19 protein-coding genes are annotated in these 22,460 nt (G+C 70.1%); 11 read left to right on the top strand and 8 right to left on the bottom strand.

What is annotated here, in order from left to right; translation table 11 throughout:
• The first annotated feature begins 401 nt into the window (after positions 1-401).
• Positions 402-1,349 carry a bifunctional riboflavin kinase/FAD synthetase gene (locus ACZ45Z_RS32545; RefSeq protein WP_468370312.1) on the top strand — a complete coding sequence of 316 codons (948 nt, stop codon included), beginning with the start codon at positions 402-404 and terminating at the stop codon, positions 1,347-1,349.
• 102 nt (positions 1,350-1,451) lie between these two features.
• Here the strand turns inward: ACZ45Z_RS32545 and ACZ45Z_RS32540 are convergent, their stop codons facing one another.
• The 3 genes from ACZ45Z_RS32540 to eccE form a co-directional block, all read right to left on the bottom strand.
• On the bottom strand, positions 1,452-4,037 hold the full coding sequence (locus ACZ45Z_RS32540; RefSeq protein ID WP_468370266.1) for an SCO5717 family growth-regulating ATPase: 2,586 nt from the start codon (positions 4,035-4,037) through the stop codon (positions 1,452-1,454).
• Between the two features lie 321 nt (positions 4,038-4,358).
• Positions 4,359-5,207, bottom strand: a complete 849-nt coding sequence (locus ACZ45Z_RS32535; protein WP_468370263.1) for a hypothetical protein — start codon at positions 5,205-5,207, stop codon at positions 4,359-4,361.
• Positions 5,207-6,430: a type VII secretion protein EccE gene (gene eccE / locus ACZ45Z_RS32530; protein ID WP_468370261.1), complete on the bottom strand. Its 1,224-nt coding sequence runs from the start codon at positions 6,428-6,430 to the stop codon at positions 5,207-5,209. The genes ACZ45Z_RS32535 and eccE overlap by 1 nt, the downstream gene beginning before the upstream one ends.
• A 345-nt stretch (positions 6,431-6,775) precedes the next feature.
• On the opposite strand from eccE, the gene ACZ45Z_RS32525 reads away from it, so the two are divergent.
• The 7 genes from ACZ45Z_RS32525 to ACZ45Z_RS32495 all read left to right on the top strand — a co-directional run bounded on the left by ACZ45Z_RS32525 (position 6,776) and on the right by ACZ45Z_RS32495 (position 14,291).
• Positions 6,776-8,416 carry a type VII secretion protein EccB gene (locus ACZ45Z_RS32525; RefSeq protein WP_468370259.1) on the top strand — a complete coding sequence of 547 codons (1,641 nt, stop codon included), beginning with the start codon at positions 6,776-6,778 and terminating at the stop codon, positions 8,414-8,416.
• Positions 8,417-8,795: 379 nt separating this feature from the next.
• Positions 8,796-9,119 (top strand): WXG100 family type VII secretion target, encoded by a 324-nt coding sequence (locus tag ACZ45Z_RS32520; protein WP_468370256.1) that lies wholly within the window; start codon positions 8,796-8,798, stop codon positions 9,117-9,119.
• Positions 9,120-9,245: 126 nt separating this feature from the next.
• The gene (locus ACZ45Z_RS32515) at positions 9,246-9,539 is read left to right on the top strand and encodes a WXG100 family type VII secretion target (protein WP_393895579.1); all 294 of its coding nucleotides are present in this window, start codon (positions 9,246-9,248) and stop codon (positions 9,537-9,539) included.
• A 314-nt stretch (positions 9,540-9,853) separates the two neighbouring features.
• Positions 9,854-11,005, top strand: coding sequence for a type VII secretion-associated serine protease mycosin (gene mycP, locus ACZ45Z_RS32510; protein WP_468370252.1), 1,152 nt, complete (start codon positions 9,854-9,856; stop codon positions 11,003-11,005).
• Positions 10,998-11,327, top strand: a complete 330-nt coding sequence (locus tag ACZ45Z_RS32505) for a hypothetical protein (RefSeq protein WP_468370250.1) — start codon at positions 10,998-11,000, stop codon at positions 11,325-11,327. The genes mycP and ACZ45Z_RS32505 overlap by 8 nt, the downstream gene beginning before the upstream one ends.
• 66 nt (positions 11,328-11,393) lie before the next feature.
• Entirely contained in the window at positions 11,394-12,854 is a 1,461-nt protein-coding gene (locus ACZ45Z_RS32500) for a hypothetical protein (RefSeq protein WP_468370248.1), read from the top strand.
• Between the two features lie 90 nt (positions 12,855-12,944).
• Positions 12,945-14,291, top strand: coding sequence for a S8 family serine peptidase (locus ACZ45Z_RS32495; RefSeq protein ID WP_468370246.1), 1,347 nt, complete (start codon positions 12,945-12,947; stop codon positions 14,289-14,291).
• 154 nt (positions 14,292-14,445) lie between these two features.
• On the opposite strand, the gene ACZ45Z_RS32490 is transcribed toward ACZ45Z_RS32495, so the two are convergent.
• Together ACZ45Z_RS32490 and ACZ45Z_RS32485 are read right to left on the bottom strand one after the other, a co-directional pair.
• On the bottom strand, positions 14,446-15,474 hold the full coding sequence (locus ACZ45Z_RS32490) for a WXG100-like domain-containing protein (protein ID WP_468370243.1): 1,029 nt from the start codon (positions 15,472-15,474) through the stop codon (positions 14,446-14,448).
• A 99-nt stretch (positions 15,475-15,573) separates the two neighbouring features.
• A complete protein-coding gene (locus ACZ45Z_RS32485; protein WP_468370240.1) occupies positions 15,574-15,903 on the bottom strand; it encodes a WXG100 family type VII secretion target in 330 nt (109 codons plus the stop codon).
• Between the two features lie 310 nt (positions 15,904-16,213).
• Between ACZ45Z_RS32485 and ACZ45Z_RS32480 the strand changes: the two genes are divergently transcribed.
• Positions 16,214-16,513, top strand: coding sequence for a hypothetical protein (locus ACZ45Z_RS32480; protein WP_468370238.1), 300 nt, complete (start codon positions 16,214-16,216; stop codon positions 16,511-16,513).
• A gap of 40 nt (positions 16,514-16,553) precedes the next feature.
• On the opposite strand, the gene ACZ45Z_RS32475 is transcribed toward ACZ45Z_RS32480, so the two are convergent.
• The 3 genes from ACZ45Z_RS32475 to ACZ45Z_RS32465 form a co-directional block, all read right to left on the bottom strand.
• Complete coding sequence (locus ACZ45Z_RS32475; RefSeq protein ID WP_468370235.1) at positions 16,554-17,894, bottom strand: SUKH-4 family immunity protein; 1,341 nt, start codon at positions 17,892-17,894, stop codon at positions 16,554-16,556.
• Complete coding sequence (locus tag ACZ45Z_RS32470; protein WP_468370233.1) at positions 17,891-20,122, bottom strand: ATP-binding protein; 2,232 nt, start codon at positions 20,120-20,122, stop codon at positions 17,891-17,893. The genes ACZ45Z_RS32475 and ACZ45Z_RS32470 overlap by 4 nt, the downstream gene beginning before the upstream one ends.
• Before the next feature lie 430 nt (positions 20,123-20,552).
• Complete coding sequence (locus tag ACZ45Z_RS32465) at positions 20,553-20,957, bottom strand: hypothetical protein (protein ID WP_468370230.1); 405 nt, start codon at positions 20,955-20,957, stop codon at positions 20,553-20,555.
• A gap of 238 nt (positions 20,958-21,195) precedes the next feature.
• Here ACZ45Z_RS32465 and ACZ45Z_RS32460 point away from each other — a divergent pair, with 238 nt between their 5' ends.
• Positions 21,196-21,504, top strand: a complete 309-nt coding sequence (locus tag ACZ45Z_RS32460; RefSeq protein ID WP_468370227.1) for a hypothetical protein — start codon at positions 21,196-21,198, stop codon at positions 21,502-21,504.
• The gene (locus ACZ45Z_RS32455; RefSeq protein WP_468370225.1) at positions 21,501-22,262 is read left to right on the top strand and encodes a WXG100 family type VII secretion target; all 762 of its coding nucleotides are present in this window, start codon (positions 21,501-21,503) and stop codon (positions 22,260-22,262) included. Before ACZ45Z_RS32460 ends, ACZ45Z_RS32455 begins: the two co-directional genes overlap by 4 nt.
• Positions 22,263-22,460 lie beyond the last annotated feature (198 nt).

Genomic DNA, 22,460 nt, shown 5'->3' with positions numbered 1-22,460 from the left:
CGGGCTTCGCCCGCAAGGCGGTTGAGGGCTCTTGCCCCGCCGCGCGGGAGGCGGGGGAGGGTGGTGGAACGCGGGCCCGGACGGGCGCGCGGAGCCGGTCCGCGCTCCACCATCCCCCTCCCCGAGTCTCTTTCCGCGGCGGCCCGCGGATTCACTCCTTCGGGCAGGCGCTCGGAGTGACTCAAGGGGCGGACGGGGGCGCGTCCGCCGCCACCGCGGCGGGCTCCCGGCCCACCCGCTCCGGCCGTGCGCCCGCCCGCCGGCCCGGAGGTGCCCCGGTCACAGAGCCGAGGCGACCCTTCGCGCGAAGCATCACCCCCGGCATGGCAGTCTTAGACCTGCGTCATGCCGATTGGGTGGCGCAGTGGACGGACAAGAGTTCGGGCGAGGAGCGGGCAACAGTGCAGCGCTGGCGTGGCTTGGAGGACATCCCCGAGGGTTGGGGACGCAGCGTCGTCACCATCGGCTCGTACGACGGTGTGCACCGCGGCCACCAATTGATCATCGGCAAGGCGGTGGCCCGCGCCCGTGAGCTGGGGATTCCCGCGGTGGTCGTCACCTTCGACCCGCACCCGAGCGAGGTCGTGCGCCCCGGCACCCACCCGCCGCTGCTGGCCCCGCACCACCGGCGCGCGGAACTCATGGCCGAGCTGGGCGTGGACGCCGTCCTCATCCTGCCCTTCACCAAGGAGTTCTCGAAGCTCTCCCCGGCGGAGTTCGTGGTCAAGGTACTGGTCGACAAGTTGCACGCGCGGGTCGTCGTCGAGGGCCCCAACTTCCGCTTCGGTCACAAGGCGACCGGCACCGTCGACACGCTCACCGAGCTGGGCGGCACCTACGACTACTCCGTGGAGGTCATCGACCTCTACGTGAACGGCGCTGCGGGCGGCGGCGAGCCGTTCTCCTCCACGCTCACCCGCCGCCTGGTCGCCGAGGGCGATGTGACCGGCGCCAGGGAGGTCCTGGGGCGCCCGCACCGCGTCGAGGGCATCGTCGTCCGCGGCGCGCAGCGCGGACGCGAGATGGGCTTCCCGACGGCCAACGTCGAGACGCTGCCGCACACCGCCATCCCCGCCGACGGCGTCTACGCCGGTCTGCTGCACGTCGGCGACGAGGCGATGCCGGCGGCCGTCTCGGTCGGCACCAACCCGCAGTTCGACGGCAAGACGCGCACCGTGGAGGCGTACGCCATCGACCGCGTCGGCCTGGACCTGTACGGCCTGCACGTCGCCGTGGACTTTCTCGCCTACATCCGCGGCCAGGAGAAGTTCGACACCCTCGACGCCCTCCTGGAGCGGATGGCGGTCGATGTGGAGCAGGCGCGCGGGCTGATCGCCGAGGCGATCTGACGCACGCGCCGTACAGCGCCCGCAGAACGTAGAACGGGGCAGGGCCCGGCACACAAGTGCCGGGCCCTGCCCCGTGAGCGTCACCGCCCGACCGTCACCGTCTCACTGCGGAGGCGGCTGCTGCTGCCAGCCCGGCTGGAGCCCGGGCTGCTCAGGCTGCTGGGGCGCGTCCGGAGCGGGCTGCTGCTGCCAGTGGGCGGGCGGTTGGGCCGGCTGTTGGGTCCAGCCGCCCTGCTGGGGCGGATAGCCGGCCGGCGGCTGCCCCTGGGGGGCGGGCTGGCCCTGCTGCGGCTGCTGCCCCGGGGCGTACTGCTGCTGGGCGTACGGGTCGCCGCCCATCTGCTGGCCCATCTGCTGCTGGGGATACATCCCCTGCGCCTGCTGCGCCCGCGCGAAGTCCTCGGCCACCAGGGCGGAGAGGTTGAAGTACGCCTCGCGCGTCTTGGGCCGCATCATGTCCAGGTCGACCTCCGCGCCGGCGGCGAGGTGCTCGTCGAAGGGGACGACGACCACGCCGCGGCAACGGGTCTCGAAGTGCGACACGATGTCGTCGATCTTGATCATCTTGCCGGTCTCGCGGACCCCGGAGATGACCGTGATGCCGCGCTGCACCAAGTCGGCGTAGCCGTGCGCGGACAACCAGTCCAGGGTGGTGCTGGCGCTGCTCGCGCCGTCCACGGACGGGGTGGAGATGATGATCAACTGGTCGGCGAGGTCCAGGACTCCGCGCATCGCGCTGTAGAGCAGACCCGTACCCGAGTCGGTGAGGATGATCGGGTACTGCTTGCCGAGGACGTCGATCGCCCGCCGGTAGTCCTCGTCGTTGAACGTCGTGGACACCGCCGGGTCCACGTCGTTGGCGAGGATCTCCAGACCCGAGGGGGCCTGCGAGGTGAACCGGCGGATGTCCATGTAGCTGTGCAGATGCGGGATCGCGTGCACCAGGTCACGGATGGTCGCACCGGTCTCGCGGCGCACCCGTCGGCCGAGCGTGCCGGCGTCCGGGTTGGCGTCGATCGCCAGGATCTTGTCCTGCCGTTCGGACGCGAGGGTCGAGCCCAGCGCGGTGGTCGTCGTGGTCTTGCCGACGCCGCCCTTGAGGCTGATCACCGCGATGCGGTAGCAGGACATCACCGGAGTGCGGATGAGTTCCAGCTTGCGCTGGCGCTCCATCTCCTCCTTCTTGGCGCCCAGCTTGAACTTCGACGGCTGCGCGTTGGCACCCGGCTTGCGCTTCTTGGGCTGGTTGCGCAGCAGTCGGTCGGAGGTCAGCTCGACGGCGGCGCTGTAGCCGAGCGGCGCACCCGGCGCGGCCCGCTGCTGCGGCTGCTGCTGGCCCGGCTGGGAGTACGACGCGTAGTTCGCCGCCGCGTTCGGGTCGCCGACCTGCTGGCCGGGCAGCGGCTGGTGCGGGCTCTGCGGCTGCTGGGCCTGTGCTGCCTGCTGCGCCTGCTGGGCTTGTTGAGCCTGCTGGGCCGCCACCTGCTGGTCGTAGCCGGGCGGTGCCTGCTGCGGCTGACCCTGCTGCGGGTAGCCCTGGGCGCCGGTCTGCGGGTAGCCGTAACCGGACTGCTGCACGGGCGCGTTGGGCTGCTGGTACGGCTGCGCGGCCGCCTGCTGCGGCTGCCCCTGCTGGGGATAGCCGTACGCGGGCTGCGGATAGCCGTACGCGCCCTGCTGCTGCGCCGGCGCACCCTGCTGAGGATAACCACCCTGCTGGACAGGAGCCTGCTGCGGATGGCCCTGCTGCGGCTGCCCCTGCTGGGGGTAGCCGGCCTGCGGATGCTGCGGGGCGGGCGCCTGCTGCGGCATCTGCTGCTGGGGCTGGGCCTGCTGCTGGGGCTGCTGAGCACCCTGCGCCTGGGCCACCCGCGGGTCGGCGGGCTGGAACTCCGGCGGCAGCGGCGGCAGTCCGCCCTGCGCCGGCACGCCCGGCTGCTGACCGTCCGCGGCCGCGCCCCAAGGAGTGCCCTGCTGCGGCGCCCCTTGCGGGACACCCTGCTGCGGTACGGCCGGCGGCGCCTGCTGCGGAGCCGGCTGCTGCGGCGCGCCCTGCGCGGGCACACCTTGCTGGGGCTGCTGGCCCTGACCGGTCGGCGCTGCCTGCACGGGGGCGGGCGCGGTCGGTTCGGGCGTCGGCGCGGGCGCCTCAGGAGCCGCCGCGCCCCCCTCGGCGGCGGGGGCCGCCTCGGGCTCCGGCGCCGCGGAGGGCGCCGCCTCGGGCTCGGAGGAGGGCGCTGCCGCCTCCGGCTCGGTGTCCTCGTCGTCGTCCCACAAAGAAGCCGAGGGGTCGACGCCGGTGCCGGCGCGTACGTTGCCGGAATCCGCGGGCGGGCCGGCGTCCGCGGGAGCGGCCTGCTCGGCCGGGGGAGTCGCGGCCGCAGGCGCCTGTTCGGCCGCGGTGTTGGGGCGCAGCATCGGGAAGCCGGGCGGTGCCGCCTCCACGGGCGGCGGCGCCATCGGCGGCGGAGAGCCCAGCGGCTGGGCGCCGTTGGGCGGCGGGGCGGGGGAAGGCGCAGGAGGAGCCGCAGGAGAGGCGGCGGCACCCGCGCCACCTCCACTGGTGTCGTTGCTCGCGTACCAGGCCGGTGCGGCAAAATCGATCTTGAACTCACCGGTCAGGTCGAACTCGGACTGGTCGTCGTCAGGATCGTTCCCGTCCGGGCGGAAAGCCTCCTGCTCGTTCACTGTGCCTCCTGGTGTACTGCAACGCACCTGAACGGCAAGACCGGATACAGGCGGATCGATCGGATGTTGCGGAAGTCGGAGCACGCCCCCCGGGGTAGTGCCAACACTAACGAGTCTCCATCCCCGTATCGGCTGCCGTCGCGGTGTGCTCCTGCGGCTCTTCACACAGCCTAATCAAGAGTCGGCCCATAACGGCAGCCGGTGTCATATCGTCTGACGCCTTCGAGCCCCGTCGGCGCGCCTGCGGGCGCACCCAAGGATGCGCCCGCAGGTCAAGTCCGAGGCCGGTCGCCGGCATGGTGAACCGGCCTCTGGGAACGGTCAGTCCATCCGGCGCGCCCCGCCGAGCAGGTTGGTCTCCGCTTCCGTGGGCTGCGTCATCACGAACTGGTGGCCGTCGCGCGAACACCACAGCATGGCGTTGTCGCTGAGCGTCGGCAGCACCGCGCCGACCTGCTCGGGCAGCCGCATGATACGCGTCACCACCTCGGCCTCTTCGGGCGAGAGCCGCTGGAGACCGACCAGGTCCGCGCGGCTGAGCATCTGCGGCGAGCGCGGTCCCAGGAACGGCAGCACGGTCAGCACCGACTGCCAGGGGCTGGGCGCGAGCTGGTTGCGCGGCGGCCGCGCGCCCATGTCCCGGATGACGAGCACGGGGCTGGAAACCGACGGTCCCTGCGGCGCGATCTGGCGCACCTCATGGACCGACACGCACTGCTGCCCGCCTCCCGCGGCCTGCGCCATCTGCCCCCAGGCCGGCGGCCGCGCGGTCTCCACCGCGACCCGGGCGCCGGTGGCGACCGTACGCAGCGCCAGCACCTGCGCCATCCACATGCTGCCGACCAGCGCGATCTCCATCGGCGCGGGCCGCAGCACGCTCAGCACCGCGGGCTGGTTCTGCGGGTCGATGCCGATGATCACGCCGTCGTCGCCGACCGGCAGCGTCAGCGAGGCGAGCGACTCGGGCGTCAGGATGTGCGGGCTGCGGCGCGGGCCGCGCAGGCCGTAGCCGGGCTTCGGCTTCGGGCCGGTCGGGCCGGCCTGCTCCTCGTCCGGCCGCGGCTGGTGCGACAGCCGGCGGCCGCCGCCGGACGAGGACGCGCCGAGGGGAGGATTGCGCCAGCCGTTGCCGCTGGTGTTGACACGGGGCTGATAGGTGGGAGTGGCCATCAGCGGGTACCTCCGAGGGGAAGCGTGGCCAGAAGGCCGGGCAGTTGCTCGCGGTCGAGCCGTACGAGCCCTACCTTCACCGAACCGGAACGGCGCTCCAACTCGCTCTGGGCGGCGGAGAGTTCGTTCTCACTGCGAGTCGACAGACGGACGTAACCCGAGATGGCCGGGGCCCGGCCGCCGCCGTGCGAGGCGGTCAGCGCGAACGTGCTCGCCATCGCCGCCGTACTGGTCAGAAGCTGGGTGACGGCGGCCAACGGCGCACCGCCCTGGCCCAGTTGGGGCCATCGGCCGATCCAGTACGTCGTGTGCCAGCGGTCGTCGCAACGCCAGGCGCGGGTCGTCTCCTGGGTGCGGCGGGCCGCCCGGCCGTCGCGGCCCATCGCGCCGTTGGCGGCACGCGGGCTGACGCACACGGCGGTGCCGATCGCGGCCACGACCTCCCGCTCGTCGAGCACCCGGGCGCGCACGCCCTGCGCGGTGAGGCGGCTGACGAGCTGGTCGGCGGCGCGCAGCAGGGACCGCTGGGCGCCGTCCATCCCGCCGCCGCGGGCCTCGATCGCCTCCGCGCACAGTTCCGGGTCGAGCTTGAGCGCGATCCACGTCAGCTGCACGGCGGGCGTCTGCGACTGGGCCTGCAGCGGCGCGTACGAACGGGCCGCCACGGCCTGTTCGGGCAGGTGCGGCGCCGGCGCCGGCTGGGTGTACTGCACGAACTGCACGGACTCCAGGTGGATGTCCTCGACGTCGAGCGCGGTGTGCAGCACGTCGAGCGGCAGCATGTGGCTGCCGCGCTGCGGTCGCAGCGGCTCGTCGCGGGCGTCCACCTGGATGAGGGCCGTCAGGAACGTGCCGTCGCCGACGAAGCCGATGGCACGCTGCTCGGCGTCGGTGTACTCGTAGGTGCGCAGCGCCGGTTCGCACTCCACGACCGGGGCGAACGCCGGGTCGACACCCTGCGTCGCGGCGACCGCCGCGGCGCTGTTCTTGCCGCGGCGCTTCATGGCGCGCACGGTCGTGATCCACTCCGGCAGCGGAATCCTACGGCGCCGGCCGAGCGCGAAGACGATGAGTACGGCCGCCACCACCACGGCCGCGGTCAGCGCGGCGGGGTGGATCGACCAGCCCACCAGCACCAGTGCCGCGGCGAGTTCGATGATGGCCAGCTGCTGGACACGGATCCCGCCGATGTTTCCGGCCTGCTGGCGCAGCCGGGGAACCACCGGGCCGGCCGCACGGGCCGACGAACCCCGGCCGCCATTTCCTCTTCTGCCCGGAGCTGTACCGTTTTGGCCAGCGTTTCCCGCGTATTGCGGTGCAGCGGAAGGCTGTTGCTGCTGTTGCCGCCCATTGCGGCGTCGAGCCCTGGTGGCGCTGGACATCCCCCGGCCTGCTCCTCTACTGGTGGTGTGGCCTCTAGGCGTATCGGCCGCCGCTGAGACTGGTGCGTTGGAAGGTGGCACCCGTACCGTACGGGTCGATCGACACACGGCATAGTAGAGGGCGCTGCGGCGTGAGTGCCGGGTGCGGTCGATGGTGGATCCGACAGGCGGGGAGAGAAAGCAACAATGGCATCACGTCGGGACGAGCTGAATGCGTATTCGTTCGCACGAAAGCGAACGAATGCGGCATTTCTGAAGCCGCTGCCGAACGGCTCGATCGAGAGTGCGCCAAGGCCGCTGAAGGCGGTGTTGCCGAGCGTCATGGTGGGGGTCCTGATCCTGGTGGGATTCGGCGCTTGCGGCATTCTCAAGCCTGTTGCTCCGAAGGGCTGGGACGAGGTGGGGAAGAACGTCATCGTCGGGGACGAATCCACCACCCGCTATATCGTCCTCAACAACACGGATGCGAACGGCCATAAGCAGAAACTGCTCCACCCGGTCCTCAACCTCGCCTCGGCCCGACTTCTCCTGGACCCGAAGTACAACGTCGTGAAGGTGAAGGAATCCGAGCTCGACGGAAAACTTCCACACGGGCCGGCCATCGGCATTCCCTTCGCCCCGGACCGGCTGCCCAGCGCGCAGGAGGCCGACAAGCCGAAGACCTGGGCGGTGTGCAACCGGCCCGGCAGCGGCGTCAACAACAAGCCGCAGCAGGCGGTGTTCGTGCTCGGCGGCAAGGACAAGGAGCTCGTCGAGGACAAGGGGAAGCTCGACATCGACCAGGCGCTGTACGTCGAGGACCCCAAGGGAGAGGACTGGCTGGTCGACCAGAACGGCCTGGCGTTCAAGTTCGACTCCACCATCGGGGGGCGCGAGGCCCCGAAGGGCGGCAGGGAGGCGACCGACGACCAGCTCAAGCGCATCATCTTCGGCTCCGCCGAGCCGCAGCGGGTCACGCAGGAGTGGATGGACACCCTCATCAAGAGCCCCATCCCGATCTACATGCCGTGGGTGGCGGACGCGGGGCAGCGGACGCCCGCCCAGGCCGTTCCGCAGAAGTTCAACACCATCGGCACGGTGCTGGAGGACGACAACGGGCAGAAGTACGTCGTCAAGGCCGACGGCGTGTACCAGGTGTCGAACTTCATCGCGAAGCTGCTGCTCGCGGGGCGGAACGCCGCGGAGTTGCACAGCGACGGAAGTCACCTGGAGACCGAGCGGGTCGCCACCGGCAGCTTCGAGCCGAAGAAGGACGACGCCGGCCGGTACATCAAGTTCATGGGCAAGGTCGGGAACACGGACTTCGACCTCCCGTGGCCGACCGAGGTCGTCAGCATGGCGAACAACTTCAAGGAAGGCTCGCAGACCGGTGGCGTGATCACCCCCACGGACAACGGTGTGAGCTGCAGCGTCTACGACGGCACCACCAACAAGTACTCGGGCGAGGCCGGCAAGGCGCTCGGCTACCCCAACGGCGTGCCGAACATGGGCACGTGGGTCGGCAAGGACTACCCGGCGGAGATCGCCGCGGGTGCCACCTCGTACGTCACCCCGGGCAGCGGACTGCTGTACCAGCAGGTGTCCACCCCCGCTCTCAAGAGCGGCAGCCTCTTCCTCGTCACCGATACCGGACTGCGCTATTCCGTTCCCGTGAACAACGACAGCGAAGACAAGGGAGGTAAGGCGGATCAAGACCAGAACCAGGCTCAGATCCACCTCGGCTACGAAGCCGTCCACCCGCCGACCCTCCTGAAGACCTGGTCCGAGCTGCTCCCTGAGGGCCCGTCCCTGGACGTCACGAGCGCGAAGAAGCCGCAGTCGTCCTGACCCGGCGGGTGGCGCCGCGGCGGGGACCGCGGAATGCCTGCGGCGAGACAATTGGCGCGGCCGCGCCGGAGAGCTCTTAACGGGTTCCCGGCGCGGCCGCGCCACGCCGGGAACCAACCCGGTGTGATCTTCGTCTTGCTCTTCGCCATGACCCGGTCCAGGCCGATAGCGTCTGTTCTGTCCCTTTCCCCTGAACAACGTTTCCGCCACGGGTAGTTGACAATGTTGTGATCCCGTCACAAGAGGCTCTCCGCTGTTGGGAACAGACGTGTGGAGTGGTTAAAGTGGCCTAAGGCATCAGCAACAGATGCCAACCGCGCGAGTGCCTTGGTGGGTGCAAGCCCGGTACGACGTACGAGTCTCATGGGGGACGTTGACTATGGCTGGTCAGCAGTACACAACCACTGAAGAGGAGATGGTCGCGTTCAGCGGCAAGATCTCCTCGGTCAACCAGTCGATCCAGGGCGAGATCTCGCGCCTGAACACGGTCGTCGACACCATCACGTCCGGGTGGAAGGGTGCTGCGGCCTCCTCGTACAACCAGCTCCAGACGCAGGTGAACGAGGACGCCAACCGTCTCAACCAGCTCCTGGGTGAGATCAAGGAAGCGATCGACTCGACCACGAAGAACTACTCCGCCTCGGAAGAGGAGCAGGCTCAGTCGATCTCGCACATCACCGCCTCGGCTTCCCCGTTCGGATGATGGGGCCCGCGCCGCTTCCCGCGGCGTAACGGCCCAGCAGCCGCAGGCCCGGGCCGGCCGGCCAGTTCCACAGGCCCGCTGCGGTATGTGAATCGACCAGGCATTATCAACTCCTGAGGAGACACCATGTCAGGCCAGATCCTCGTCAATTTTGCGACGATCTCGCAGGCCAGTTCCGACGTGCGCGGTACGGCCAACAACATCCGCCAGCAGCTCGATGACCTCGAGGCCGGCGTGAAGAAGATCGCCGCGAGCTGGGAAGGTTCGGCGCAGGAGGGCTACCAGGCCCGCCAGCGCGAGTGGGACCAGCGCGCCGCTTCCCTGCACTCGACGCTCGAAGCCATCGCCAAGGCGCTGGACCAGGCTGCTCAGAACTACCAGAGCACCGAGTCGAAGAACGCCGGTATCTGGGCGGGCTGACCTCAACGTCAGCACGAAAACGGATGGCTAACGGCTGAGCAGCCCCGACGGCTCGCACAGTGGTCAATGAGGGCGGGCGCGCTGCGACAGTGCGCTCGCCCTTCTGCCGTCCACACTCCGGCACTCCTCCGTTTTCCCCATTCCCTTTTCGTTCCCGTCCATCCGCACACATGGAGAGCAGACAACCCGTGGGATCTCGCGCCATTGGTCACCGAGCCGGGCACCGCCGACGAGCGGCGGTAGCACTGGTTACGGCGGCGTGCGCCGTCGGCCTGTCCTGCGCCACCGCCGCGCCGGCGGTCGCGGACGAGAACGTGCCGCTCAACAGCGGCGAGTGCAAGTTCGGCGCCGATGACATCAAAGAGACCCCCTGGTCGCTGCAACGCCTCCTGACCAAGCAGATGTGGGCCGACACCAAAGGGAAGGGCGTCCGGGTCGCCGTCATCGACACCGGCATCGACGCGGGTAACCGGCAGCTAGAGCAAGCGATCGGACCCGGCGGCCAGAGCTACGTCAAGGACGGCAAGAAGACTGACGACAGGGTCGGCCACGGCACCAAGGTCGCGGGCATCATCGCCGCCCGCCCCGTAGCGTCCTCCGGTTTCGTCGGTATCGCGCCCGAAGCGAAGGTCATTCCCTACCAGCAGACCAGCGACGAGACGGCCGGCACCGCCGACACTCTCGCCAAAGCCATCACGGACGCCGTGAAGGCGCGGGTCGACGTCATCAACATCTCGCAGGGCACCGGCGCCAGCGAGGACAAGGTTCCGCAGCTCAAGGCGGCGATCGCCCTCGCCCAGCAGCGCGGCGTCCTGGTGGTGGCCTCGGCGGGCAACGGCGGCGCGGACGGCGACGAGAAGAACATGTTCCCGGCCGCGTTCACCGAGTACAACAACGTGCTCGCCGTGGCCGCCTCGGACCGCAACAACGAGCGCGCGCCCTTCTCGCAGCGCGGCGCCTTCGTGGACATCGCCGCCCCGGGCGTCGAGATGGTCTCCACCGTCCCCGACGGCGGCAACTGCGTGGACCAGGGCACCAGCTTCGCCGCTCCGTACGCCGCGGGCGCGGCGGCACTCCTGATCGCCAAGCACAAGGCCGAGCACGATCCCTGGACGCCGGAAGAAGTCATCTGGCACCTGGAGCAGACCGCCGAGCGCGTGCGCCGGGGTCGGGACAACAACATCGGCTGGGGCGTGGTCGACCCGGTGGCCGCCCTCAGCGACGACACCCGCCCCACCGCAGCTCCCAAGCCGGACAAGCCCTCCAACCTGGCTGACGGATCCAACATCGAACCGGCCGCCCTCACCCTCGGCGAAAGCACCGAGGATCGACGGGCCCGGATCGCCATCTACATCGTCGGCGGCGGACTTTTGGCCGTTGCCGTGGTCGTAGGCTCCGCCGTCGCGCTCCGCGATTGGCGACGGAAGACTGGTTTCAAGACACACGGGGAGTCAATCCATGGGTGAGCAATATCGGGTAGACCTGAGCGCGTTGGAGGAGACCATCAGGAAGCTCAACGGCGTCCTGAAGGACCTGGGGAACGCCAACGCGGACACCCGGTACAAGACCTCGCTGTCGCCGAGCGCGCTGGGGGCGGACGCCCCCGGAGCCTCGTTTCTTGAGGCGCGGAAGCTTACTGCGGCGCACAAGGACATGAAGTCTCATATCGAGGAGATCGTGCAACATCTCCACGATGTGACCAATGAATTCGGCACAAAGACGCGGAAGGTGCACGGGAACTACCAGAATCAGGAAGCCGAGACCGCAGCGAACATGTCCGGTAGCTGACATGGCGCCAGGTTGGGCCACGATGGATTCGGGTCAGCGTGGAGAGAAGCAGAGGGGGATTGAGTAATGAGTAGCAAAAGCGCCGAACACGAGTACATCCCGGCGACGATGTGCTATGCCGCCGAGCATGAGACCAACTTCGCCGAGATGGACATGGACACCATGCAGGCGATGGTGAAGGCGTCCAATCCGAGCGAGGTGCACAACGTCTCACGGGGCTGGAAAGACGTTCACACTCAGCTTGTTGGTGGCAGTGGCGGCGGAATCAAGGGTGCCTTCGAAGCCGCCGTGAACGAGGTGCTCCAGCACTGGCACGGCGACGCCGCCGAAAAGTTCAAGGCGCAAGCACAGAAGATCAGCAAGAAGATCGCGGACGGCGCACTGTACGCGCAGTACACCTCCACCGCTATGGGCAATGCGGCCAAGATCCTCGAGCAGCTCAAGCCCGAGATCGAGTCGATGGAGAAGCCGGGTGACGTCAATAGCGCCGTCAACTGGGTTCAGGACGGCGGAAGCCGGGACGACTCAGGTGTGAAGCGCGACCTGGCCGATCCCAACAAGACGACCCAGGAGGCTCTGGACAACAACTCCGGCAGCCTCTCTGCGGGTAAAGAGCAGCAGCTACGCATGGCCGTCAAGATGGAACAGCTAGGCGCGGCCTATGTGTCTCAGGCCAAGTCGATGGGGACCTGGAACACGAAGAAGGTTCGTGACAACAGCGAGGACTACCCGGGGCCTCCCGGCGGCGACCCGCCGTCGGCCATCGCGATGCCCATGCCGACCGGTTCTTCGGGAACGCACAAGGTCGGCAGCCCGTCGATCGCCGGCATGGGCAAGGGGCCTGGTTTCTCCTCCGGAGGGATCAAGTCTCCCGGCGACCCCGGCATCAGCGGCGGCATCGGTTCGCCCCAGCCCGGAAAGGGCTCGCTGACGCCCACCCCGCACATCGGCACCGGCCTTGACAGTTTCAATCCCCCCGGTGGCACTGGTGGCGGTCTGGGCGGCGGTGGCGGTGGCGGTGGCCTGAGCGGCGTCAGCGGCATCGGTGGTGGAGCCGGCGGTGGACACGTCGGCGGAGGCTCGGGAGCCGGCGGCGGTATCGGTCCCGGCGGTGCTCTGGGTGTGGCCGGCGGTGGAGCCGGCGCGAGCGGCGGTGCGCGTGGCGGCCGCGCGGGTATGCCCGGAATGGGTGGAGCCGCGGGTGCAGGCAAGGGCGCCGGTGGTAAGGGCATGGGCGCCGGGCGCGGAGGTGCGCTGGCCCGTCAGAAGGGCGGCGTCATCGGTGCCGGTGGCGGCAAGGCCAGTGGCGCGGGACAGGGCGGATCCGGTCTGCACCGTAGTCGCGGTGGGGCCCAGGCCGGCGCTGGGACGGGTGGCCGTCGTCCTGCGGGTATGGCCGGAGCACCTGGTGCTCACGGCGGCAAGGGCAAGGACAAGGGAGCGAACGGCGAGCGTCCCGACTACCTTGTTGAGGACGAGGAGACCTGGACGTCGGAGCGTACCGTTGCGCCGAAGGTCATCGAGTAGGAATCTGACGTCAGCAATCCGGTAGCAACAAGGCGGGGCCCGCTGCTCTCTGGGCGGAGGGCCCCGCCGTGTCACGAGAGGTGTTACAGCATGAGCTTCACGCGGACGCTGCGTGCGGTCGGCGGCGCGGTTGTGGCGGGAGCGCTGCTCTTCGGCACTGCACCGGTTGCATCGGCGGATCAGATCAGAGATGCCCAGTGGCCTCTGAAAGCATTCAAAGCCGAGGAAATCTGGAAGATCTCAACAGGAAAGGGGGTGACTGTTGCAGTCATTGACGAAGGAGTCAACTCCCGCCATCCGGACCTAAAGGGTAATGTGCTGGCCGGGAAGGACTTCATCGATGGAGGGTCCGCCGAGCCGGAAGGTGACGATACCCACGGCACTCAGATGGCTGCGGAGATTGCGGGTCATGGGCATGGGCCGGGTGGCTCGGCGGGGGTAAAGGGATTGGCGCCAGACGCCAAAATCTTGCCGGTGCGCGACCGTGGGTTGAAGGCGGGCGGGTTTTCCGCATCCATCCGCTATGCGGTGGATGCGGGTGCATCCGTAATTAATATTTCGCAGGGAGGCAGCGCTTCGGAGGGTGAGCCTGCAGCTATTGCTTACGCCTTGAAGCACGACGTTCTCATCGTTACTGCTTCTGGTAATGAAGGTAAAGGGCCAGAGGCTATCGAATACCCGGGTAACTACCCAGGTGTTTTGACCGTTGGTGGGGTCCAGAACACAGGAGAAATTTGGTCCGGCTCCAACTACGGACCCAGTGTCCTGTTGACCGCCCCTGCGGTTGACATCGTGTCAGCCGGCGGCAGTGGCAGTTCTCTGTACCAGAAGGGAACCGGCACGTCAGACTCAACCGCTTACGTGTCGGCCGCCGCCGCGCTCCTCCGAGCCAAGTTCCCCAACCTGTCAGCCGGTCAGATCGTCAACCGTCTGACGAAGACCGCCGGTCTTCCTGACTCGGCCAAGGGGACCTCGCTCCCGGACCAGAAGTACGGCTACGGCTTCATCCAGCCGCTCGCGGCGCTCAAGCGTGACATTCCCGCCGGGGCGAAGAACGGTCCGCTGAAGATGCCGAAGGCGTCCTCGTCGCCGTCCGCCGGTAATCCGGGGGCGTCCCAGGGGACCGACGGTAAGGGCGACACTTCCCAGGCCGTGGAGAAGCCCGGTGTGAGTCCGCTCTTCATCGCGCTGGTCGCCGTGGCCGGTCTCATTGTGTTGGGTGTCATCCTGGCGATTGTTCTGGTGGTGCGGCGTAAGAGCCGGCGCAACGGTCCGCCTCCGGGTGGCCCCGGGGGCCCCGGTGGGCCTGGCGGATACGGTGGTGGTGGCCCCGGTGGTCCCGGGTTCGTGCCTCAGCCGCACAGCCCGTACCAGCAGCAGCCCAGCGGCCCGGATGGGTACCCCCCGGCGCCGCCCACGCAGCCCCCCGGGCGATAGCAGGCGGCCTCGGCAGCCCGGGTCAGGGCGGCGCGGCGCGGGGAGCGTGACGCGCATGTGCCCGCCCTCCGGGTGAACCGTGTGAGGCCGAGAAGTGAAATGAGGGGCCCCAGCCTGCCAAGGCTGGGGCCCCTCATTTCTTGTCCGCTGTCGCTCAGCCGAAGACCGAGCGGACCTCGTCCGTGACGCCCTGGTGGCGGGTGGCGGCGCCGCCCGTGCGGCGGTCGACGTGCCGTTGGGCGTGGTCGAGGCCGCGGTTGGTGAGGTCTTCCTTGGCGTGGTCGATGTAGGTGTTGGGGTCGGCGAGGCTGGTGACGCCGTCCTTGTACTCCTGGGCGCCTTCCTTGATGCCGTCGATGTACTCGCCGGCCTTTTCCTTGCCGATGTCGGCGGTTTCGCCCCAGTCCATTCCGTCGCGGGCCCCGAAGTGGTTCTCGATGCCCTGCTGCGCGACGTTCTGGGCCATCTCGGTGGCGGCTTCCGTAGCCTTTTCCTTGCCCGCCTCGACGATTTTCTCCCGGGCGATGTCCTTGGCCCCGTCGACGACCTTTTCCTTGACGGTCTCCTTGACCGTGGTCTTGACGTAGTCCGCCGCCAGCTTGCGGGCTTCCTTGGAAACGGCCTTCTTGGCCATCTTCTTGATGGCGTCCATCGTGGCGTGTTCCATCGCCTTGGTCGCCGCTTCCATGACCTCGCGTTTGATCTTGTCGAGGATCTGGCGGACGATCAGACGGGTCGCCTGGGTTGCGCCGGCCGCGCCGATTTCGGACAGGCCGAGGGTGAACGGTGCCGCGGCCTGGGCCGCGATGATTTCGGCGGCCAGGATGACGAGCTGTGCAATGACGGCGATTTTGCCGGCGAGCACGGCGATGGCGGCCGCGTCGAATGCCATCGCGATCACCTCGGCGGCCGCCGCCGCGTCGCGGAGGTAATTGTCGCCGCCGCCCGCACCGCCGGAGAACGCCCCCCACTCGGTGGCGAAGCCGTCGATCGCGTCACCCGAGTTGGCGGCGACGACTTCATTGGCCGCCGACGAGCCCTGGGAGGCCGCCTCGTTCACCTGGTTGGCGAAGTTGCGCCATACCGTGGCACATTCGTGGAGTTTGTCCTCGTCGGCATCCGGCCAGTTGTATCCGAGAAGATCCAGGATCCAGGCAACCTCGCCTGGCAGCGTCAATGACACAGTGGTCGTCCCCCGTGCGGTGATAGCCGAATGCTGAGTGGAAGTGAGTGGTGCGGGTCTGTCCCGCGTGCGCCCGCGCCGTACGCGGTGGCGCGTGCCTTAGATGGCGGGGCGACCCACGGCGCTGATGGCGTGGATGCCCTGCTCATCGGAATCGGCATAGGTGCTGGCCATCGTCTGGAGTTTGTCGCCGATGCCCTCGAGGCGCTCTCCGAGCGAGTCCATCGACGTGAACATACCGTCCCTGATGGGCGTATAGATGATTTCGAACGCGGCGCCGAAATCGCAGTTCTCCCACGGGCTGCCGAGCGCCTCGAGGTCGTCCTGGAGTTTCTTGGACGCCTTCGAGAAGTTGCCGCCGATGTCGACGAACGCGTCACCCTGCGTTCGCAACACATCCGGGTCTACGTCGAATGCCTTGCCTGCCACCGAGGCCCCCGTTGTTCATCTGTCCAAAAACCGCGTTTGTCACGTCTAACGATCCCACCTTAGGCGGTCTGAGCGCAGGCATGTCAAGGCGAGGGTTGTGTGGAGACTGTGGCGTGCGCCCCGCGCGTCGCGCCGATTGTGTCCCCCGTGTGTCGTACCGGTTCCCGGTCGGTCGCGGCTCAACAACTCCCGCTCCTTTTCGGTGCGTTGACGGAAGTGGTCGATGGGGGAGGGGGCGTACCTCGTCGACGTTCGCCGGTGGGGGAGTGGGCGCGCGTAGGTGATCACCGGTCCCGTAGCATTCCCGGTCATGGACGCACCCGAAGATGAACAGCCTCTTCCGGAGGGACGTGCGGGGTTGACACCCCGCCAGGCGCGGCGAATACGCATCGTCCTGGCCTCGGTTCTGATGGGGGCGATGGCGCTGGTGCTCGTAGTGCGCCTCGCGTCGCGTACGTCGGTGCTGGTGGTCGGGGTCTACGGAGCCGCGCTCGTACTCTGCGGCATTGTGATCGAACTCAGCCGGAACGGGCGTACGCGCCTGGGCACCTGGTTGCTCGGCGTGGGCCTGGCGGCGGCGCTGGCCGCGGACTGGCTGCTGCTGCCCTGAGTCCGGCCCCCTCGGTGGCGGCCGGCCCCGGGGAAGCGGCTCAGAACAAGCCGTGCCACATCTGCTCGATGATCAGTGACCACCAGTTGCCCTGGTCGTCCAGCGCCCAGGAGTCGATCGCCGCGATCTGCTCCTGGAAGGCCGCTACCGCCGCGCCCGCCGCGTACGGGTCCATGCCCTGCATCTGCTGCCGCGTGGTCACCAGCAGTGCCAGCGAACGCAGATACGCGGCGAGGGTGCGGTTGACGAAGAGGCCGCCGCCGGAGGATGGCTGGACGGCCCAGACGGTGCCGATCAGGCTCTGGTTCTGTTCCGGCGCGGCGCACTGCACCGCGATCGTGTAGAGGCCGTCCGTGCCGAGGCGGACGTAGCCGGCCAGGGTCTCCAGCGTCGTGTCCGCCGCCTGGGTCCCGGTCTCGCGCAGGTGGGTGGCCACATCGGTGAACAGGCCCCCGGCCGGCGGAGCGGCGACCTGGTCGGCGGTGAAGAAGTACGGCACATGGGTGGGCAGTCCGGCCCACGTCAGCGTCTTCTTCGAGGACTCGGGCAGCGGGGTCGCGGCGATGTCGTCGGCGTCCGGACGTACCACGCCGTGGGGCCCGAAGATCTCCGTCAGGTGCTTGCCGAGCGCCACATCGCGCAGCGGTTCCGCCGCCGCGACGTTCTGGGACAGGGGCACCCGGTGAGGCCGCGGCGGCGCCTGCCGGCCCGCCAACTGGTGCGTCATCTCGACGTGCCGCAGCAGCCCGGCGATGCCCTCGGCGCGCTCCTCGGGCCGCATGCCGTACCCCTGGGTGCACGAGAACGAGGCGTTGGGGAAGGCCCGGAAGACGAAGTCGCCCGGATAGCCGCCGGGCAGCAGCGCGGGGCGCAGGTCGGTGTGCACGGCGCGGACGTCCTCGCCGCGTACGCCGAGCCTGCGCAGCTCCGCGTGGAGCTGGTACTCGGCGGGCGGCAGGCCCGGGGCGGAGAGCTTGAAAAGGGTGGTCTCCTCGCCGGTGGACGGGTCGTTGTGCGTCGCGACGGCCGTGTTGCCGGGGCCGGTAACCGGTGGCTCGGCCGGAGCGGGAGCGGCCGCCGGCGCGGCACCCGCGCCCGCGCCGTGCTTCTGCCGGTACATCCGCACGACCTCCTCGACCGGTACGGACGGCCAGACCGTCAGCTCGCCCGAGGCGCGGTCGACGACGCCGCACGCGGTGCCGATCTCGGCGGGCGGACGCCGCTGCCCGGTCCGCGGGTCGACCTCCGGGGGCGGCGGCATGGCCCACACCACCCAGCCGAGATCGAATTCCTGCATGGCCACCTCGCGCGGCGGGCCCTGATGCCCCTCGGGGTTGAGCCAGCGGGCGGCGGTGGCGTGTGCCTGCGCCTGGGTGATCACGAGGGGTCTCCTTCGAGGCCAGGAGAAGCGTCTGTGCCGGTGGGGGCGGTGGCCTGGGCCGGCACCCTGGAGGCGGGAGCGGGGAGGGGGACGGTGATCCGCCGGGCGGTCACGCCGCGCGCGGTGGCGACGACGAGGACGCCGTCGCCGGAGATGTCGGCGCCGGTCAGGGGCGTGTCGGAGACCAGCGCGGCCAGTACCCGCCGGCTCTCCCGTGCCCAGACTCGCAGATAGTCGCCGCCCCGGCTGATCCCGAACGGCGTCGCCGCCCGTTCCTCGTCCGAGGGCGCGAGGACGCGCGCCGGGTCGGCGTCGACGTACTGGGGCCGCACCAGGTCGTGGAGGAGGAGCGACGGGCCGCCGCCGGCCGGGCTCTCGCCTTCGCGGGCCAGGGTCCGGGCGCCGGGCGTTCCCTCGGGAACGAGGAGGGCGACCACCGGGCGCGCCACGCCCCCGTCGACCGGCCCGTCCGAGGCCATGCCCTCCGAGACCACTCCTTCCGAGACCGTGGCCTCTGAGACCGTGCCCCCGTCGGCCCTCCCCGCAGCCCCGGGGAGGGAGCCCGTCGTCACCCCGCTCACCCCGGTGACCGGCACGCTCCACAGCGTCCGCCACGGCAGCGGGAAGCCGAGGCGGTGCAGCGCCTCGGCGTACGACGGCAGGCCGTCCTCGACGAACGCCGTCTCCAGAAATGCCGCCCGCATGGTGACGGATGCCTGGGAGCGGGTCAGCAGGGGAGCGGTACGCAGGTACGTACGGGCCGGCGCGCCGAGCTGTTCGAGCGGTACGGCCTCGACGGCGGTCCGCAGCGTCACCGGGTCGGCGTGCGCGAACAGGCCCGGATCGGTGAGGAGTTGCGGCAGCAGACCGGCGTCGAGGGTGTGCGAGGCGAGGTGGTCGCGGATGTACGGATCGGCCTTGGACCAGTCCTGGTCCGGCACCGCCGCCAGCAGTGCCATGGCGATCTTGGTCTGGGCGTCGCGGGCGTCCGGCAGGCCGTCGCGGATCTCGTCGGCGAGCGCCGGGTGCGTCAGGCACAGGAACGCACGACCACCGGCCCGGCGGCCCCCAGCGTCTGACGCCCCGCCGCCCTCAGCGCCAGCACCCCGGCCGTCAGCACCTCCACCGTCAGCACCTTCGCCGTCGATGCCCTCGCTCTCCGCTCCGTCCGCTCCGTCCGCCTCCGCCCTCTCGACCGGCTCGACGAACGGCGCCGCGAGCAGCATGCCGTCGGCGATGTCCTGGCCCATGTCCCGGCCCGCGACGGCGTCCGCCAGCATCCCCCACAGCGCGACGGGCAGTCCCTCACCCTCCGCGAACGCCAGCGGGGCCAGCATCAGCCGCAGCGTCTGGGGATCGGCGCCGAGGCGGCGCGCGTGCAGATCGAGGGCCTCGCCGAGGCCGGCCGGCAGCAGGCTCTCGTCCGCCGGGTCGAAGCCGTCGGGCCGCATCAGCAGCGACCGCACGGCGAGTTGGACGGTCAGGTGGCTGCCCCCGGCGCGCCGGGCGAGCGTCTCGGCCAGTGCCCGGCGGACGGCCGGGTCGGTGGTGAACGGCAGCTCCGGCGCGCCGGCCTCGGGGTCGAGGGCGGTCTCGGCGTGCAGCGCCAGCCCCTCGGGGTCGGCCCACTCGGGCGCGTCGAGGTCGATGATCTGCACCTGGCCGCTGGGCAGCGAACCGGCGAGTTCCGCGGCGAGTTCCCGGGGTACGTCGGCGAGGAGCTGAACCGTTTCCGTGGCCGCGAGCGGCTTGAGTACCTCGCGCACCAGGCGGGCCGGCTCGTTCGCGGCGCGTACGGGGCCGGCCGTGTCGACGCCCGGTACGACGACGGTCACCGGCTCCTCAAGGGCGGCGAGTTCGGCGAAGACGTCCTCGGTGCGGCCGGCGCGCAGCGCGAAATGGTCCGCCAGGACCCACAGGAGCTGTGCCGCGGTGAGCCCGCGCGGGTTGGGCACGGCGGGCGCCGGGAGGTCCGGCGGTATGGTCGCGGGGTCCAGGTCGTCCAGCGGCAGCCGCTTGCGGTACTCGGGGTCGCACAGCATCAGGAAGCCGGTGACCAGGCGCGAACGCCCGCTTCCCGGGCTGCCGGTGAGGACGATGACGCGGGGTGCGCCGGGCCACCGCATCCGCCAGGCCGCGAGGGCGCGGAGCACGGGGGTACGGCCGCCGACGAACGGATGCGGCGCGTACCGGGCCGTAGCGGCGTTTCCTTCATCCAAGGCGCTCATGACTTCCTCGTCCCCCATGAAATCCCGCTCTCCACAGTCGTGGATTCCTGCGTCTACCAGGTCGATCCTATGATCAGCCCGCCGTCCGAGGGGCTGCCGGGGCCCGGCTGTTCCGGAACCGGAACATGCCCGGCGGGGACGGTGCGCGCGGCACGCGGCCGCCCGATCGGAGCCCGCCGACCGCGGCCGGCCCGGTGTGCGGAAAACGGGATCACCGTGTGCGGAAAGAGCGCAGATCTTCGGGAAATGCCGCGACCGGCGATCCGCCGGGGGATCCGCTTTCTTCCGTATGGGCTATTTCGGATCATGATGCAGCCGGAGGCGGCGGAAATTCCCTTTAGTCGCGAGGAAGGGGACCGTCCCGGGACGATCCCCTTTCCGCATTGCGTGCCGGGCGGCATTCGCAAGCCGTCCGCGTGACGAGGCCGGCTCAGCCCCGGTGGCTGCCGCCCCGCCCGCGCCGCGGCGCGGTCACGATGTTGCCCGTCGGACCGTCACGCTCGGCGCGCTCCTGGTCCTCCTTCTCCTCCTGCTGCTTCTGCCACACCGCGAACTGCTCGCGCGACGCCTCGCGCTCGGCCTGCGTCTGGTTCTCCGCGGCCCGCCGGATCTCGGTCATGCGGTCGCCCAGCGCGTCCATGTAACCCGGCGTCTGGATGGCCTCCTTCATGCCGATCCGCCCGGCGAGGACCTCCTGGGCCATCTCCTTGAGCTTGCCGCCCACATTGGGGTTGTCCGACAGCGTCTTCAGCGCCTTCCGCAACCGGTGCGCCTGCTCCGGGTCCGCCGCGACGTCCATCAGATCCTCGTCCCGGATCTCCCGCTCACTGCTCATGTCTGCCCCCTTGAACGTGGTGGCACAGCAACCACGTGTGCTGCACCGGCGTCCAGAGTCTAATGACGGGTACGAAGCGGCCGTCAAGGCGGGGTTGTCGGTATTGCCGGTTATTGATCCGTATGCATTCCGTGCGTGGGCGCCGGCCGCTGCGCCGGGCACCCCGCGGCCTATTGCGGATGTGCTAGACCTGTGCCGGTGTTCGGCAGGTCGCTGTCATTCAATTCGGGGAGAAATGATGTCCGATGAGGTCCGGATCGGTACCGAGGAGCTGCACAAGCTCGGTACGTCCTTCGAGATATACGCGGACGATCTGGGCCGGCAGCTCACCGCATTCAGACGGCGGGCGGACGCCGAGGCGTTGCGTGACGGATTCGGCAGTGACGAAGCGGCCCGGCCCTACCGCGAGTTGTACGAACAGGCCGAGCACGCCCTGGCCCAACTGCGGCAGCGGCTCGCCGAGGTCGGCGGCGGCCTGAAGGAGACCGTCGCCAACACGCAGGCGGCGGAGGAAGAGCTGGTCGAGATGATGCGGAGCGTCAAGTGACCGAGCGTCGCAACCCCGCGGCCCTGCACGAAGCGGCGGCCGGCTGGCGGGAGATGGGCAAGCACCTCGACGGACTCGTCCGCGACCTGGACCGGCAGGTGGGCAGTGCCGCCGCCGCCGACTGGGACGGCCCGGCGGGCGAGGCGTTCGCCGCGGACTGGCACCGCCTGAAGCGTTCCGTCGACGAGTCCCTGCCGGCCTTCGAACTGGCCGCGGCCGATCTGGAGACCGCGGCCGCCGCCCCACCCGCCGACGACAAGGGGGACCACGGCGCACCGCCGGCGGACCACTCTTCCGACAACGGGCAGTCCTCCGGCGGCACCAACGCCGCGTACGGCTTCATGGCGCTCGGCCAGCTCGCCGGCTCCCTGGGCGGCGCGTTCGGCAAACGCGGGGGCGGCGGCAACGGCGGTCAGGGCCAGCGGCCGGCCGTACGGCACCAGTGGGACACCTCCACGGCCGCGCACGGCCCCGATCCGTTCGGGCCGTCCGCGGCGGGCGACGCCAAGACGCGCGGCGGCGAGGGCCTCGCCAAGGGCGTGCGCAGCGCCCCGGCCGTCCCCGGCGCGGCGGGCGGGGAGCGGGGCGCCGAGGACCGGCCGGCGAAGAAGGGCGCGCAGAGCGCCCCGGCGAGCGGCACGGCAGCCGCTCCCGCCGCCCCCGCCGGTGACGCCAAGCCCCAGGGCACGTCCGCGGCGGGCGACCAGGCCCCCGCCGAGCCCCGGCCCGACGTCAACCAGCACGGCGCCTTCGGCTGACACCCGGCCAGGACCCACCCCGCGCCGGCGCGCGGAACGACGAAACGGCGGTGGGGGGGGGCCCCCCCCCACCACACCCCCCCCCCCCCCCCCCACCCCCGCCCCACCCCCCCCCCCCCCCCCCCCCCCCCCCCCCCCCCCCCCGGGCCCGTCACGCTGGGGGCATGAGAGGAATCATCGGCTTCATCGCCATGCTCC

Source organism: Streptomyces sp. NPDC031210, from assembly GCF_055570395.1.
Note: the sequence above shows the minus strand (reverse complement) of the source record. Positions and strands in the feature narration are given on the sequence as shown.